Below are 14,795 nucleotides of genomic sequence, written 5' to 3'. Positions count from 1 at the left end.
ATTTTCCACATCCAGCGCTAATCTGGATAAATCCTTTAAAATCAATAATTTATATAGAAAATGTAATTTAGTATCGAGAATCATGCCGCCATGGCGCGCCATCCTTGAAACAGGCCTCGAGCCACGCCTTGAACGCCCGTATCACCGCCGTGTTCAGCCGCGCCGAAGGCCGCACCAGGTAGATCCCCGCGGCCTCATCCAGTTGCCACTCCGGCAGTACCCGCACCAGCCGGCCGGCCCGCAGGTCCTCGACCATCAACCAGTCGCCACCGGCGATAATCCCCACGCCCCGCCGCGCCGCCTCGAGCAGCGCCTCGTTGTCGTTGCCGCGCAGGCTGCCAGCGACCTTGACGCTCGCCTGGCGACCGCTGGCGGTGAGGTGCCATTCGGGGAACGAACGCAGCCCACTGAAGCCCAGGCAGTTGTGGCTGAACAGGTCGCCCGGCAACTGCGGCGTGCCATGCCGCGCCAGGTAGCCAGGCGCGGCGCAGAGAATGCGCAGGTGCTCGCACAGCTTGCTGGCCACCAGGCGGTTGTCGGCCAGCTCGCCAATACGGATGGCCGCATCGAAACCCTCGCCCACCAGGTCGACGAAACGGTCGGCGTACTCGGCGTCAATCGTGACCTGCGGGTGGGCCAGCACGAAGTCCGCCAGCAACCCGCTCAACCAGCGCCGGCCCATGGCCGCCGGCAGCGCCAGGCGCAGGCGGCCGCGCACCTGCGCGGCGCCCAGTGCAGCCTCCTGCTCGGCCTCGTCGATCAAGCGGCTGGCATGGCGCAGGCGCTCCACCAGGCGCTCGCCTTCGTCGGTGAAACGCAGCTGGCGGGTGGTGCGTTCCACCAGGCGGATGCCCAGACGCTGCTCCAGCGCACCCAGGCGCCGGGACAGCACCGAAGGGTGGCGCTCCAGCTGGAGCCCGGCGGCGGCGAACGAACCCTGATCGTGCAGGGCCAGCAAGGTGGCAAGTTCGTCGGCGCGACGGCTGTCGAAGGGGTCCATGGCAAGGCTCATCCGGGGTCAGGGGGTAAGGATCAGCGCCCCCTCCGACCGGCCCTGCTCCAGGTCCTCATGGGCCCTGGCCACATCGGCCAACGGGTAGCGGCGCCAGATCCGCGGCTGGATGATACCCGCGGCCAGCGCAGCCAGCACGCTTGCCGCGCGGGCCTGGTACTCCTCGGCGGTGCGGGTGTGGGCGGCCAGTGACGGCCGGGTGACAAACAACGAGCCCTTGGCATTGAGCGTGGCGACCTCGATGGCTGCCGGCGCGCCGGAACTGCCGCCGAACGACACCAGCAGACCGCGCGGGCGCAGGCTGTCCAGCGAAGCGTCGAGCGAAAGGCGCCCAACGCTGTCGTAGACCACGTCCACGCCCTCCCCGGCGGTCAGCTCGCGCACCTCGGCGGCCAGGGTGGCGGCATTGAACCGCAGCACGTGGTCACACCCTGCGGCCTTGGCCCGGGCCACGCTCTGTGGCCGCGATACCACACCAATGACGGTCGCCCCCAGGTGTTTGGCCCAAGGCACCATCAACTGGCCAAGCGCTCCGGCGGCGCCATAGATCAAGACTCGCGTCCCAGGGCCGACCGGGTAGGTGCTGGTCAGCAGGTACTGGGCGGTGATGCCCTTGAACAGGGTCGCGGCGGCCTCCTCCTCGCCCAGGCCCGCCGGCAGCTTCACCAACCGCTCGGCCGGGTACAGGCGTGCGCTGGCGTAGCCGCCAAGCGGGCCGGTGGCATAGCCCGCAGTGTCGCCCACCTTCACATTGGTGACGCCTGCGCCTACTGCGGCCACCCGCCCGGCGCCCTCCAGGCCCAGGCCGCAGGGCAGCGGCAACGGCGCGCCGCCCTTGCGCTGTAGGACGTCCAGTGGGTTGACCCCGATTGCGGTCTGTTCCAGCCATACCTCGCCGGGGCCGGGTTGTTGTACCGGCAGGTCCTGCAGGTTCAGGACTTCAGTGCCGCCGGTCTGCCGCAGGACTATTCGCTTGGCCATGTTCGTTTCCTTGGGTGATTGCAAAGTCAGGCTCAGGCTAGAGTGCTGCAATAGATCGAACAATGAGGCCTGGTGCAGATGATTCGTGCACTTGAAACAGCAATCACTCGAATGAGCGTGCTGGTGATCGCCGCAGTGGCGCTGGCCACCGCCGAGCGGTCAGCGCTTGCGCGCCACCACGCCGTACAGCATGTCGCCGATATAGATTCCGGTACTGGCCTGGCGCTCAGCATCCAGCCGTGACTGCAGGGTTTCGATACCTACCTGGCGGGCACTGGCCACGCCCTGTTCGATGATCCGCGGCAGGCAGGCGCGCACGATATCAGCCAGGGCGTAGCGGCTGTCGGGCGTCTGCACCAGGCATTCGGCGCGCAGGTCCTCCACCGCAAGCCCGGCCTGGCTGAAGATGCGGTGCAGGTTGAAGCCAATGTGCAGGTCGGCGCCCTCTTGCTCCAGCATGCGCTGCAGCCACTGCTGGGCCTTGCGGTGCAAGGGGAAAGGTTCGAGGCTGGCCGGCGTCAGGCTGGCGTCATGCTCCTGAAACACCATCACGCCACCCGGCAGCAAGTGCCGGGCCAGCCCCCGCACGGCCTTGAGCGCATCCGGCTGGTACATCAGCACCCGACGCCCGACGATGGCGTCGAACAGCCCCAGCGAGCCAGGCAGCGCGTGCAGGTCAGCGTGGATAAACTCAGGTGGCGCAGCGCCCTTCGGCACCTCGCGTTGCCGGGCGCTCTCCAGCGCCCCGGCCGCCTGGTCAACGCCCACCACCGCGCCATCGCCATCCACCAGGCGGGCCAGCAGCAGGCTCACGTCGCCGCTGCCGCAACCGACATCCAGCACACGCATGCCAGGGCCTATTCCGGCGTCGAGCAACAACCGCGTGGTGAAATCCGCTTTCGCAAGTGCCATGCCATGCTCCTTAGCGAGGACGTGCCAGTGTGCCGAGCAACGGCCCCCTGACACAAGGCGGATCTGGCCTATCCTTGTGCCACCCACGCCCACCGGAGCCCTTGCATGCCAGCCCCACAAGACCCGCTGCTGCGCAGTTGGCAGCAAAATGCCCAGGCCTGGATCGACGCCGTGCGCGGCGGCGCCATCGAGTCCCGCCGCCAGGTTACCGACCAGGCCATGCTCCTCGCCGTGCTCGGCCGTCAGCCGGCGCGGGTGCTCGACCTGGGCTGCGGCGAAGGTTGGCTGTTGCGGGCACTGCACAACCGGGGTGTCGAAGCGGTCGGGGTGGATGGCGACGCAACCCTGGTGGCTGCCGCGCATGCGGCGGGCTCGCCCGCGGTACACCTGGCCACCTACGAGCAACTGGCCGCGAGGCAGGTGGACATCGGCCACGAATATTCGCTGGTCTGCGCCAACTTCGCCCTGCTGCACCAGGACATCATCCCATTGCTGACAGCCCTGCACGGACTGCTGCAAGCGCAGGGCACGCTGGTGATCCAGACCCTGCATCCGTGGACAGCCGCCGCCGGCGACTATCAGGATGGCTGGCGCGAAGAGACGTTCTGCGGACTCAGTGGTGACTGGCAGCCGATGCCCTGGTATTTCCGTACCCTGGCCAGCTGGTTGAAGGCGCTGCAGATGGCCGGCTTCAGCCTGCTCGAACTGCAAGAACCGCAGCATCCGCAGCAGCGGCAGCCCCAGTCGCTGCTGCTGGTTGCGCAACGCGACTGACTAGGCGCCTGGGCGTTCCGTTTGCGACAGCAAGCGCCCCGGCGTCTTGCTCCCCCCCGTGCCTGCCGCTAGCCTGCGCTGCCCTGCCCCGGACGGACCCTGCTGCCCATGCAACCCCGCGACCTTGCCGCCTACCTGTTCCTGGCCATCGCCTGGGGCTTTTCTTTCCTGGTCATTCTCAAGGTGGTGCATGCCTTTGGCTGGGTGGGTGCGGTCAGCCTGCGCGCACTGATCGCCGCAGGCACCCTGGCCGCGCTGGCCGCCCTGCTTGGCCGCACGCTGCGCCTGCGGCCACTGCTCAGGCCGCTGCTGGTGGTGGGCGCTACCACCGTGGCCGGGCAACTGATCGGCCTGTCCTACGCCACACCGCGCATCGGCACCGCCATGGCGGCGATTATCGTCGCGACCATTCCGCTGTTCTCGATGATCATCGGCCGCCTCTGGGGGCTGGAGAAGATCAGCCTGCAAGGGCTGGCCGGGCTGCTGCTGGGCCTGCTCGGCATCATCCTGCTGGTGGGCTTCCCGGCACAGGAGGTCAACGAAGACTTCGTCCACGGCTGCATCGCCTCGTTGGGCGGCTGCCTGTGCGCGGCGTTCGGCAGCAACTACGCCAGCCTGCACTTGCGCGGCCAGGATCCGTGGACAGTGACTGGCGGCGCATTCCTCGCGGGCGGCCTGCTGACCTTGCCGTTGCTGGTGCTGGTCCCGGTGCCGAGCGTTCCGCAGGCCGCGGACTGGCTTTACCTGGGCATCAGTGGCGCGGTGATGAGCGCCACCACCTACGTCCTGTATTTCGACCTGGTGGCCCGCATCGGCGCCACCCGCACCATCAGCGTCGAGTTCGTGGTGACCTTGGTCGCCGTGCTGGTCGGGGCATTGTTCCTCGGCGAGGCGCTGAGCTGGCTGCAAGCCTTCGGTGGCCTGGTGATCATGTTCGGCTGCATGCTGGTGCTTGGTCTGTTGCCCGGCAAGGGCCCACGCCTGCCCAGTTGACTCGGCCGCCAGGCTACTCCCGGGCGGAAACAGCTTGCACGGCAGAGTCTTGCGGCGGCGTCAGGCGCAGCACACGGTCGCGACCACCCTCGGCAAGCAGGTAACCGCCGCTGCCGTCGGGCACGATCGCCTGCGGTGCCTTGAGAAAACTGAGCACGGTGTGGCGCGATCCATCGCCGTCGACGCGCAGCAGCCGGGCACGGTGGGTGGAGTCCTCAGTGATCCACAGGCCGCGTGCATCGCAGAGCAGGAACGTGGGGTTGCGCAAACCTTCGACCACCACGGGGTCCTGGCCATCGTCGCCGAGCGCCCGGATCTTGCCGCTGGCCTTTTCGGTGTAGAGCAGGCGCCCGTCGTTGCAACGGGTCAGCCCTTCGGTTTCGGTCAGGCCCGAGCGCAGCACATCCAGCTGGCCGCTGCGCCAGTCGTAGCGCATCAGCCGGCCATCACCCTTGCGGTCTTCGATCGCGTAAAGGTGTTCGCCATCGTTGTACAAGCCCTGCACATTGTTGCCTTGGAACAAGGGCATGACCTGGCCATTGCGCGACAGGCTGACCGGCGCCTCGCCCACCTCCTGGCTGAACACCCAGCCGCCCTCCACGGCAACCATGCCATCGGGTTTGGACAAGCCGTCGATCAGCACCACACGGTCGCCGTCGGCGGTGATCTTGATGATGCTGCCTTTGCCACCGTTGAGCTCACGGCTCACCAGCAGGCTGCCATCCAACTGCGGCAACAACGAGGCAGCCTTGTCGACCTCGCCGTGCAGCAACTGCACACGCCAGCCATCAGCGGCCTGCACCGGGTAGAAACTTTGCCAGGCGAAAAAACCCAGGGTACTGGCCACCAGCCCTGCACCGACGGCCAGGGCCAGGCGGGCACTGCGCTTGCGCAGAACATGCATCATCGATCGAGCTCCTGAAAGTGGCGCGATCGTAGCAAGGGGATGTGAAAAAAATGTCATGGCTCAGTGACCGGTCGGTCACGACAAAATAAATGGATATAAAAATAACAAAAAAATCTAACTTAATGGAATAAACAAATTGAAATAGCCCCTGCCAGCTCCGTAGGCTGGAGCCACGCTTTTCCGCCTATTCAAGGAGCCCTCACCGTGCCTTCCCGTGCCTTCTCCCCCCTGCGCCGCCTGCTGATCGGCGGCCTGCTGGCCAGCGTTGCCAGCGCCCTCCTGCCTTGGTCCAACGCGGTTGCCGACGATGGCAAGACCCTGCGTATCGGCTACCAGAAGTTCAACAGCATCAACATTCTCAAGGGCAGCGGTGCCCTGGAAAAAGCCCTGGCGCCCCAGGGGGTGAAAGTCAGCTGGCATGAGTTCGCCGCCGGCCCACAGCTGCTCGAAGCGCTGAGCACCGGCGCCATCGACCTGGGCCACGCCGCCGACGCGCCTTCGGTGTTTGCCCAGGCCGCCGGCAAGCCGGTGGTCTACCTGGCCGCCGAGCAGCCCTACCCGCGCGGCATCGGCCTGGTGGTGCGCGAACAGGACCACATTGCCTCGGTCGCCCAGCTCAAGGGCCAGCGCGTGGCCACCGGCCGCGGCTGGAACGCCCAGTACCTGCTGGCCGTGGCCCTGGAGCAGGCCGGTCTGAGCTACCAGGACATCACCCCGGCCTACGTCAACAACGCCGCCGATGCCGTCGCCGCGCTGCAGTCGGGCAGCGTGCAGGCCGTGACGCTGTGGGACCCGTTCCTGGCTGCCGCCGAAGCGCAGCCGGGCCTGAAGAACCTGCGTGACGGCAGCGGGCTGTCCAACAACCGCACCTTCTACCTGTCTACCGCCGACTTCGCCGACCAGCACCGCGCACTGCTCAAGACCTTCTTCGGCGAGCTGGCCAAGGTCAGCCAATGGGCCAACGCCCAGCCCGGCGAAGTCGCCAGCCTGCTGGCGCCGCAACTGGGGATCGGTGCCGACGTGCTCAAGACCGCCAGCGAGCGGCGCAACTACAACGCCGTGGCCATCACCCCGCAGATCGTCGCCGAACAGCAGAAGCTGGCCGACACTTTCCAGGGGCTGGGGCTGATCCCGCGCAAGCTGAACGTCGCCGAGGCGGTTTACCCGGCCTCTGTGCTGCCCTGACAGGGATGCCTTGCGAGGTGATTGGGGTGGGGCTTCCAAGTGTTCGACGAGAGGCTTTCTGCGCCTGTGAGATCGAGCGCCGCCCGCGCGGCGCTCGATCTCACAGGCGCTGCAACCCTTTCGCCGAACCCTTGCAGCCCCCACACAACCTCATTCAAAGACCTTGAAGGCCATGGCCCTGACAAGGAGGTAACGATGCCCCGCCCGATCCGCTTCAACGCCTTCAGCATGAACGCCGCCAGCCACCAGTCGCCCGGCCTGTGGCGCCATCCACACAACACCAGTGTCGCGTTCAACCGCCTGGACTACTGGACCGACCTGGCCCGCCTGCTGGAACACGGCCTGTTCGACGCGCTGTTCATTGCCGACGTGCTGGGCATCTACGACGTCTACCAGGGCGGCCCCGAGGCGGCACTGCGCGGCGGCGTGCAGGTGCCGGTCAATGACCCGCTGCTGCTGGTGCCGGCCATGGCCGGGGTCACGCAGCATCTGGGCTTCGGCGTGACCTTTTCGTTGACCTACGAGCACCCGTATCCCTTCGCCCGGCGCATGTCTACCCTCGATCACCTGAGCAATGGCCGGGTCGGCTGGAACATCGTCACCGGCTACCTCGACAGCGCCGCGCGCAACCTGGGCCTGCCCCGGCAGCTCGGCCACGACCAGCGCTATGACCTGGCCGAAGAATACCTGCAGGTGCTGTACAAACTCTGGGAGCAAAGCTGGGAAGACGATGCGGTGCTGCTGGAGCGCGAAACCGGGCGCTATATCGAGCCCAGCCGGGTACACCCGATCAACCACCACGGCGAGCACTTCCAGGTGCCCGGCATGCACCTGTGCCAACCTTCGCCACAGCGCACCCCGGTGCTGTTCCAGGCCGGCGCCTCGGCACGCGGCCAGCAGTTCGCCGCACGGCACGCCGAGTGCGTGTTCATCAGTGGCCCGACGCCCGCAGTGCTGCGCCGCTATGCCGACGGCATTCGCCAGGCCAGCGAGGTAGCCGGGCGCGGGCGCGACGAGGTGCTGATCTATGCACAGGCACTGCTGATCGTTGGCGCTACCCGCGAGCAGGCCGAAGCGCGCTTCGCCGAATACCGCCGCTACGTAGACCTCGACGCCGCCCTGGCGCTGCTGTCGGGCTGGACCGGCATCGACTTCGCAGGCCTGGACCCCGACGCGCCCATTGAATATGTAGAGAATGACGCCGGCCGCGCCGCCCTGGCGGCGTTCACCGCCGCCGACCCGAACCGCCGCTGGACCGTGCGCGAAGCCGCTGAGTTCGTCGGCCTGGGTGGGCGCGGCCCAGTGCTGGTGGGCAGCGCCAGCGAAGTGGCCGACCAGCTGGAGCAGTGGCTGGACCAGACCGGCATCGACGGTTTCAACCTCACCTATGCGGTGCAACCGGACGATCTGGCCCATGTGGTCGAGCTGTTGGTGCCCGAACTGCAACGCCGCGGCCGCTACCCCACCGCCTACAACGATGGCACCTTGCGCCACAAGCTGTTCGGCAACGGCGACCGCTTGCCGGCGGAGCATGTCGGCCGCCAGGTACGCATTCAGTAAGCAAATACCCGGTATTTCAACATTTAATTTGTGGATGGCGCGGACAGGCTCTTATGCTGTCCCGGCATCCCCTGCACGCACCGGCCGGTGTGGTCAAAGGCATGGGGAGAGAACAACAAGTCGAGACCGTTCATGTCGAAACCATCCTACTTCGCCCCCCACGGTGGGCACCCGGCTCAGACCGAGCTGCTGACTGACCGTGCCATGTTCACCGAAGCCTATGCCGTCATCCCCAAAGGCGTGATGCGTGACATCGTCACCAGCCACCTGCCGTTCTGGGACAAGATGCGCATGTGGGTCATCGCTCGCCCGCTGACCGGTTTTGCCGAAACCTTCTCGCAGTACATCGTCGAAGTCGCCCCGGAAGGCGGCAGCGAGCGCCCTGAGCTGGACCCGAACGCCGAAGCGGTACTGTTCGTGGTCGAAGGCCAGATCGACATCACCGTCGAAGGCAAGCACCACACCCTGGTCCCAGGCGGCTACGCCTTCCTGGCCCCGGGCGCCGAGTGGAGCCTGCGCAACAACAGCCAGGCCAACGTCACCTTCCACTGGCTGCGCAAGCACTACCAGAAAGTCGAAGGCCTGCCGGTGCCGGAGTCGTTCGTCACCCACCGCGACAACGCCACCGTCATCGAGATGCCGGGCACCGAAGGCGCCTGGAAGACCACCCGCTTCGTCGACATGGCCGACATGCGCCACGACATGCACGTCAACATCGTGACCTTCCAGCCGGGCGGCGTGATCCCGTTCGCCGAAACCCACGTCATGGAACACGGCCTTTATGTCCTGGAAGGTAAAGCTGTGTACCGCCTGAACCAGGACTGGGTCGAGGTCGAGGCCGGCGACTTCATGTGGCTGCGCGCCTTCTGCCCGCAGGCCTGCTACTCCGGTGGCCCGGGCCCGTTCAGCTACCTGCTGTACAAAGACGTCAACCGCCACGTGCACCTGACCCTCAACCCGCAGCGTTGAGTTCAGGTTGATGTTTGCAAAGCCCGCCTTGATGGCGGGCTTTGTTTTTGTGGCCATACTTGCAGCTTGCCCTTGCTGCGGCCACCGATCATGCCCCTCTCCCGCCTGCTGCTTGCCCTGCTGCTGTCGCTACCGGCCCCGCTGCTGGCCGCCGACGACTGGCATCTGGCCTATGACCGCGAGGGTATCCGCGTCTACCTCAGCAGCGTCACCGGCTCCCCCTATCAGCAGTTCCGTGGTGTCAGCACCATGAATGCCAGCGTGCGCACGCTCACCGACCTGCAGGAAAACCTGCGGGTGGCGTGCAAATGGCTGTATGCGTGCGAGCAGATGCGCCTGCTGGACGTGGAAGGCGACAGCACCTGGGTGTACCTCACCACCAACCTGCCGTGGCCCACGCTACCGCGGGACATGGTGCTCAAGGTCAGCACCGAGCGGCTGGACGACGGTACGCTGGTACGCCACCTCAGCGCCGACCCTGGCAGGGTGCCGGAAGAACCGGGGCTGATCCGCGTAAAGCGCATCAACGGGGAATGGATCATGAAGCCGGTGGGTGCAAAGCGGACCGAGGTGACCTATCAACTGCAGGCTGATCCGGCCGGGGATGTACCGGGCTGGCTGGCCAACCGATTCGTGGTGGATGCGCCAGTGGTGACGCTGCGCACGTTGCGTGCGGTGGCCGAACGGCAGCGTTGAGAGCGCTGCTTACATGGACCTATGAAAGCATCGCGGGGCAAGTCGCATCGGCGCACCGCCACTCCCACGCGATCTGAAAAGATGGCGTGGGAGCGCCGGTGCGCCGATGCGACTTGCCCCGCGATTAGTCACAATGCCGGCCTTTGGGTGAGCGCTGCTCAGTCAGCCAAACGCCAGGTAGTGGCGCCTTTGCTGTCTTCCAGCACCACACCCATGGCGGTGATCTGGTCGCGGATGCGGTCCGACTCGGCCCAGTTCTTGTCGGCCCGCGCCTGCAGGCGCGCCTGGATCAAGGCTTCCACTTCGGCAGCGTCAACCTTGCCTTCGGCCCCTGCGCGCAGGAAGTCGTCGGCGTCCAGTTGCAGCACACCCAGCACATCGCCCAGCTCACGCAGACGACCGGCCAGGCCAGCAGCGGCCTCCGGGTCGCTTTCACGCAGGCGGTTGATCTCGCGCACCAGGTCGAACAGCACGGCGCAGGCTTCGGGGGTGCCGAAGTCGTCGTTCATCGCGGCACTGAAGCGCTCGACGAATTCATCACCGCCTTTGGCCGCCACCCGCGGCAGACCGCGCAGGGCGTGGTAGAAGCGCTCCAGAGCGCCTTTGGAGTCACGCAGGCTGTCTTCGGAGTAGTTGATCGCGCTGCGGTAGTGGCTGGCCACCAGCAGGTAACGCACCACCTCCGGGTGATACTTGTCGAGCACGTCGCGGATGGTGAAGAAGTTGTTCAACGACTTGGACATCTTCTCGCCATTGATACGGATCATGCCGCAGTGCATCCAGGCGTTGGCGTACTGCTTGCCGGTGGCCGCCTCGCTCTGGGCGATCTCGTTCTCGTGGTGCGGAAACTCCAGGTCACTGCCGCCGCCGTGGATGTCGAAGCTCTCGCCCAGGCAGCAGGTGGACATCACCGAGCACTCGATATGCCAGCCCGGCCGGCCAGGCCCCCAGGGCGAATCCCAGTAGGGTTCGCCCGGCTTGACGCCCTTCCACAGCACGAAGTCCAGCGGGTCCTGCTTGGCTTCGTCGACTTCGATGCGTGCGCCGATGCGCAGGTCTTCGATCTTCTTGCGCGACAGCTTGCCGTAGCCGACGAACTTGCCGACGCGGTAGTACACGTCGCCATTGCCCGGAGCGTAGGCGTAACCCTTGTCGATCAGGGTCTGGATCATCGCGTGCATGCCGGGGATATGGTCGGTGGCACGGGGCTCCAGGTCGGGCTTGAGGATGCTCAGGCGGCGCTCGTCCTCGTGCATCGCGTCGATCATGCGCGCGGTCAGGGCATCGAACGACTCGCCGTTCTCGTTGGCGCGGTTGATGATCTTGTCGTCGATGTCGGTGATGTTGCGCACATAGGTCAGCTCATAGCCGCTCTTGCGCAGCCAGCGGGTGACCAGGTCGAAGGCCACCATGCTGCGGCCGTGGCCCAGGTGGCAATAGTCGTACACGGTCATGCCGCACACGTACATGCGCACCTTGTTGCCATCGAGCGGCTTGAAGGCTTCCTTGGTCTTGGTCAGCGTGTTGTAGATGTTGAGCACGGCGGTTCCTCAGCTACCCCAGGAGTCACGCAGGGTGACGGTGCGGTTGAACACCGGGCGACCCGGCTGGCTGTCTTTCAGGTCGGCGCAGAAGTAGCCTTCGCGTTCGAACTGGAAGCGGTCTTCAGGCTGAGCCTGGCCCAGCGATGGCTCGGCGCGGCAGCCGGTCAGCACCTGCAGCGAATCGGGGTTGATGTTGTCGAGGAAGCTGCCGCCGTCTTCGGTCTTTTCCGGGTTGGCGGAGCGGAACAGGCGGTCGTACAGGCGCACTTCGCACTCGACGCTACCAGCGGCCGGCACCCAATGGATCACGCCCTTGACCTTGCGGCCTTCGGGGTTCTTGCCCAGGGTGTCCGGATCGTACGAGCAGCGCAGCTCGACGATGTTGCCGTCGGCGTCCTTGATCGCCTCGTCGGCGCGGATCACGTAGCTGCCGCGCAGGCGCACTTCACCGGCCGGCTCCAGGCGCTTGTAGCCCTTCGGCGGCTCTTCCATGAAGTCGTCGCGGTCGATGTACAGTTCGCGGGCGAACGGCAATACGCGTACGCCCATGTCTTCCTTGGGGTGACGCGGCAGTTCGAGCTGCTCGACCTGGCCCTCTGGATAGTTGGTGATGACCACTTTCAGCGGGCGCAGCACGCACATGGCGCGCGGCGCGGTGCGGTCGAGGTCGTCACGGATGCTGAACTCGAGCATCGCCATGTCGACCACGCCGTCGGAACGGTTGGTGCCGATCATTTCGCAGAAGTTGCGGATCGATGCCGGGGTGTAACCACGGCGGCGGAAGCCCGACAGGGTCGACATGCGCGGGTCATCCCAGGCACTGACGTGCTGCTCGTCGACCAGCTGCTTGAGCTTGCGCTTGGACGTGATGGTGTAGTTCAGGTTCAGGCGGCTGAACTCGTACTGGCGCGGGTGCGCCGGTACCGGCAGGTTGTCGAGGAACCAGTCGTACAGCGGGCGGTGGCCTTCGAACTCCAGGGTGCAGATCGAGTGGGTGATGCCTTCGATGGCATCGGACTGCCCGTGGGTGAAGTCGTAGTTCGGGTAGATGCACCACTTGTCACCGGTCTGGTGATGGTGGGCATGGCGGATGCGGTACAGGATCGGGTCGCGCAGGTTCATGTTCGGCGAGGCCATGTCGATCTTGGCCCGCAGCACGCGCTCGCCGTCCTTGAACTCGCCGGCCTTCATACGGGCGAACAGGTCGAGGTTCTCTTCGACGCTGCGCTCGCGGAACGGGCTGTTCTTGCCCGGCTCGGTCAGGCTGCCACGGTATTCCTTGGCCTGATCAGGGGTCAGGTCGCAGACATAGGCCTTGCCACGCTTGATCAGTTCAACGGCCCAGTCGTGCAACTGGTCGAAGTAGTTAGAGGCATAGCGCACCTCGCCGGCCCAGTCGAAGCCCAGCCATTTCACGTCGCTCTGGATGGCGTCGATGTATTCCTGGTCTTCCTTGGCCGGGTTGGTGTCGTCGAAGCGCAGGTGGCAGACACCGCCGAATTCCTTGGCCAGGCCGAAGTTGACACAGATCGACTTGGCATGACCGATGTGCAGATAGCCGTTGGGCTCTGGCGGAAAACGGGTGACGATGCTGCTGTGCTTGCCCGCGTCCAGGTCGGCCTGGATGATCGGCCGCAGGAAATTCACAGGGACGGCGGGGGCGCCTTTGGCAGCGGCGTTGGGCGCGTTGTCGGCAGTGGGCTTGCTCATAGTGTCCTTGAATGCAGGTAGCTGGCCTGGGTAGGCCGATTGAAACAAAGGGCCTATCATAGCCGAAGCAGTCAAGCTGCTGACAGCCGGGCGCAGACAAACTGACGCGATTTGCGCAGCTATTTGTCGCAGCCGCCGGTCTAAACCGGCAGAATGGCCGCCGCGCACCTTGTGGCATGTGCCGCGGCCCGCTGAACCTGCGTCAGCTAACCCGAGCGCCCTGCGCCCCCTATTCCCGATGCCTTGAGAGCGAACTTAAGCATGTCCAAAGTCAAACTGAGCACCAACCACGGCGACATCGTCATCGAGCTGAACGCCGAAAAAGCCCCGAAAACTGTTGAGAACTTCGTTCAATACGTAAAAGAAGGTCACTTCGAAAACACCGTGTTCCACCGTGTGATCAAGGGCTTCATGATCCAGGGCGGTGGCTTCGAGCCTGGCATGAGCCAGAAGAAGACCCGCGCCAGCATCGAGAACGAAGCCGACAACGGCCTGAAGAACGACAAGTACACCATCGCCATGGCCCGCACCATGGAGCCGCACTCGGCCTCCGCGCAGTTCTTCATCAACGCCTCCAACAACGACTTCCTCAACCACAGCGGCAAGAATGTCCAGGGCTGGGGCTACGCCGTGTTCGGTAAAGTGACCGAAGGCACCGAGGTTGTCGACGCCATCGAAAAAGTCGCCACCGGTTCCAAGGCTGGCCACCAGGACGTACCGAAAGAAGACGTGATCATCGAGAAAGCCGAGATCATTGAGTGATTCTGCTGATCTCCGATCTGCACCTGCAAGAAGAACGCCCGGACATTGTCCGGGCGTTTCTTGATCTGCTCGACGGCCGCGCCCGTCACGCCAAGGCGCTGTACATCCTTGGCGACTTCTTCGAGGCGTGGATCGGCGACGATGCCATGACCCCGTTCCAGCAGTCGATCTGCCAGGCCCTGCGCCAACTGAGCGACAGCGGCACGGCGGTGTACCTGATGCACGGCAACCGCGACTTCCTGATCGGCCAGGCTTTCTGCGAAGCCGCCGGCTGCACCCTGCTGGCCGACCCCAGCGTGGTCGAGCTGGGTGGCGAGCAGGTATTGCTGATGCATGGCGATACCCTGTGCACCCGCGACCTGGCATACATGAAGCTGCGCCGCTACCTGCGCAATCCGCTGACGCTGTGGATCCTGCGGCACCTGCCGCTGTCCACACGGCACAAACTGGCGCGCAAGCTGCGCAGTGAAAGCCGCTCGCAGACACGCATGAAGGCTACCGAGATCGTCGACGTGACCCCGGAGGAAGTGCCCAAGGTGATGGCCGCCCATGGCGTACGCACCCTGGTGCATGGCCACACGCATCGCCCGGCGATCCACAAGCTGGTGGTCGATGGGCAACCGGCGCGGCGGATCGTGCTGGGCGATTGGGATCGGCGTGGCTGGACGCTGCAGGTGGATGAACAGGGCTTTCAGTTGGCCCCGTTCGATTTCGCCTGAACCCCTATCGCCGGCAAGCCGGCTCCCACAGGGATGATGCATGGCTTGCGTTCATCCGGTCGGTGTGGGAG

At 65.4% G+C, this 14,795-nt stretch carries 14 protein-coding genes; 8 read left to right on the top strand and 6 right to left on the bottom strand.

Annotated features, from left to right (window positions below; translation table 11 throughout):
* Positions 1-67 precede the first annotated feature (67 nt).
* The 3 genes from ABE459_RS13910 to ABE459_RS13900 form a co-directional block, all read right to left on the bottom strand.
* Positions 68-1,000: a LysR substrate-binding domain-containing protein gene (locus ABE459_RS13910; RefSeq protein ID WP_323833627.1), complete on the bottom strand. Its 933-nt coding sequence runs from the start codon at positions 998-1,000 to the stop codon at positions 68-70.
* An 18-nt stretch (positions 1,001-1,018) separates the two neighbouring features.
* Entirely contained in the window at positions 1,019-1,993 is a 975-nt protein-coding gene (locus ABE459_RS13905; protein ID WP_323833625.1) for a quinone oxidoreductase, read from the bottom strand.
* Positions 1,994-2,152: 159 nt separating this feature from the next.
* Entirely contained in the window at positions 2,153-2,905 is a 753-nt protein-coding gene (locus ABE459_RS13900; protein ID WP_323833623.1) for a methyltransferase domain-containing protein, read from the bottom strand.
* Positions 2,906-3,010: 105 nt separating this feature from the next.
* Here ABE459_RS13900 and ABE459_RS13895 point away from each other — a divergent pair, with 105 nt between their 5' ends.
* Entirely contained in the window at positions 3,011-3,679 is a 669-nt protein-coding gene (locus tag ABE459_RS13895; protein ID WP_323833621.1) for a methyltransferase domain-containing protein, read from the top strand.
* 108 nt (positions 3,680-3,787) lie between these two features.
* Positions 3,788-4,672, top strand: a complete 885-nt coding sequence (locus tag ABE459_RS13890; protein WP_323833620.1) for a DMT family transporter — start codon at positions 3,788-3,790, stop codon at positions 4,670-4,672.
* Between the two features lie 13 nt (positions 4,673-4,685).
* Here ABE459_RS13890 and ABE459_RS13885 read toward each other — a convergent pair whose 3' ends face one another.
* Entirely contained in the window at positions 4,686-5,579 is an 894-nt protein-coding gene (locus ABE459_RS13885) for a hypothetical protein (RefSeq protein WP_323833618.1), read from the bottom strand.
* Between the two features lie 204 nt (positions 5,580-5,783).
* Here ABE459_RS13885 and ABE459_RS13880 point away from each other — a divergent pair, with 204 nt between their 5' ends.
* The 4 genes from ABE459_RS13880 to ABE459_RS13865 all read left to right on the top strand — a co-directional run bounded on the left by ABE459_RS13880 (position 5,784) and on the right by ABE459_RS13865 (position 9,989).
* Positions 5,784-6,764 carry an aliphatic sulfonate ABC transporter substrate-binding protein gene (locus ABE459_RS13880; protein WP_125464266.1) on the top strand — a complete coding sequence of 327 codons (981 nt, stop codon included), beginning with the start codon at positions 5,784-5,786 and terminating at the stop codon, positions 6,762-6,764.
* A gap of 195 nt (positions 6,765-6,959) precedes the next feature.
* Positions 6,960-8,324 carry an LLM class flavin-dependent oxidoreductase gene (locus ABE459_RS13875; protein WP_323833615.1) on the top strand — a complete coding sequence of 455 codons (1,365 nt, stop codon included), beginning with the start codon at positions 6,960-6,962 and terminating at the stop codon, positions 8,322-8,324.
* 132 nt (positions 8,325-8,456) lie between these two features.
* Positions 8,457-9,293, top strand: coding sequence for a bifunctional allantoicase/(S)-ureidoglycine aminohydrolase (locus ABE459_RS13870; RefSeq protein ID WP_125464268.1), 837 nt, complete (start codon positions 8,457-8,459; stop codon positions 9,291-9,293).
* Positions 9,294-9,383: 90 nt separating this feature from the next.
* Complete coding sequence (locus ABE459_RS13865) at positions 9,384-9,989, top strand: START domain-containing protein (protein WP_323833613.1); 606 nt, start codon at positions 9,384-9,386, stop codon at positions 9,987-9,989.
* A 158-nt stretch (positions 9,990-10,147) separates the two neighbouring features.
* On the opposite strand, the gene cysS is transcribed toward ABE459_RS13865, so the two are convergent.
* The gene (cysS, locus tag ABE459_RS13860; protein ID WP_110994409.1) at positions 10,148-11,530 is read right to left on the bottom strand and encodes a cysteine--tRNA ligase; all 1,383 of its coding nucleotides are present in this window, start codon (positions 11,528-11,530) and stop codon (positions 10,148-10,150) included.
* Between the two features lie 9 nt (positions 11,531-11,539).
* A complete protein-coding gene (locus ABE459_RS13855; RefSeq protein WP_110994408.1) occupies positions 11,540-13,243 on the bottom strand; it encodes a glutamine--tRNA ligase/YqeY domain fusion protein in 1,704 nt (567 codons plus the stop codon).
* A 261-nt stretch (positions 13,244-13,504) separates the two neighbouring features.
* Here ABE459_RS13855 and ABE459_RS13850 point away from each other — a divergent pair, with 261 nt between their 5' ends.
* On the top strand, positions 13,505-14,005 hold the full coding sequence (locus ABE459_RS13850) for a peptidylprolyl isomerase (RefSeq protein ID WP_323833609.1): 501 nt from the start codon (positions 13,505-13,507) through the stop codon (positions 14,003-14,005).
* Entirely contained in the window at positions 14,002-14,724 is a 723-nt protein-coding gene (locus tag ABE459_RS13845; protein ID WP_125858837.1) for a UDP-2,3-diacylglucosamine diphosphatase, read from the top strand. The genes ABE459_RS13850 and ABE459_RS13845 overlap by 4 nt, the downstream gene beginning before the upstream one ends.
* Positions 14,725-14,795 lie beyond the last annotated feature (71 nt).

The sequence above is a fragment of the Pseudomonas sp. TWI923 genome, from assembly GCF_039673365.1.
Taxonomy (GTDB): domain Bacteria; phylum Pseudomonadota; class Gammaproteobacteria; order Pseudomonadales; family Pseudomonadaceae; genus Aquipseudomonas; species Aquipseudomonas sichuanensis.
Note: the sequence above shows the minus strand (reverse complement) of the source record. Positions and strands in the feature narration are given on the sequence as shown.

What these genes read in the sequence shown, in the direction of transcription:
- ABE459_RS13910 (WP_323833627.1), bottom strand. Translation starts at nt 1,000, where the DNA reads ATGGACCCCTTCGACAGCCGTCGCGCCGACGAACTTGCCACCTTGCTG.
- ABE459_RS13890 (WP_323833620.1), top strand. Translation starts at nt 3,788, where the DNA reads ATGCAACCCCGCGACCTTGCCGCCTACCTGTTCCTGGCCATCGCCTGG.
- ABE459_RS13865 (WP_323833613.1), top strand. Translation starts at nt 9,384, where the DNA reads ATGCCCCTCTCCCGCCTGCTGCTTGCCCTGCTGCTGTCGCTACCGGCC.
- ABE459_RS13875 (WP_323833615.1), top strand. Translation starts at nt 6,960, where the DNA reads ATGCCCCGCCCGATCCGCTTCAACGCCTTCAGCATGAACGCCGCCAGC.
- ABE459_RS13895 (WP_323833621.1), top strand. Translation starts at nt 3,011, where the DNA reads ATGCCAGCCCCACAAGACCCGCTGCTGCGCAGTTGGCAGCAAAATGCC.
- ABE459_RS13900 (WP_323833623.1), bottom strand. Translation starts at nt 2,905, where the DNA reads ATGGCACTTGCGAAAGCGGATTTCACCACGCGGTTGTTGCTCGACGCC.
- ABE459_RS13855 (WP_110994408.1), bottom strand. Translation starts at nt 13,243, where the DNA reads ATGAGCAAGCCCACTGCCGACAACGCGCCCAACGCCGCTGCCAAAGGC.
- ABE459_RS13905 (WP_323833625.1), bottom strand. Translation starts at nt 1,993, where the DNA reads ATGGCCAAGCGAATAGTCCTGCGGCAGACCGGCGGCACTGAAGTCCTG.
- ABE459_RS13850 (WP_323833609.1), top strand. Translation starts at nt 13,505, where the DNA reads ATGTCCAAAGTCAAACTGAGCACCAACCACGGCGACATCGTCATCGAG.
- ABE459_RS13870 (WP_125464268.1), top strand. Translation starts at nt 8,457, where the DNA reads ATGTCGAAACCATCCTACTTCGCCCCCCACGGTGGGCACCCGGCTCAG.
- ABE459_RS13885 (WP_323833618.1), bottom strand. Translation starts at nt 5,579, where the DNA reads ATGATGCATGTTCTGCGCAAGCGCAGTGCCCGCCTGGCCCTGGCCGTC.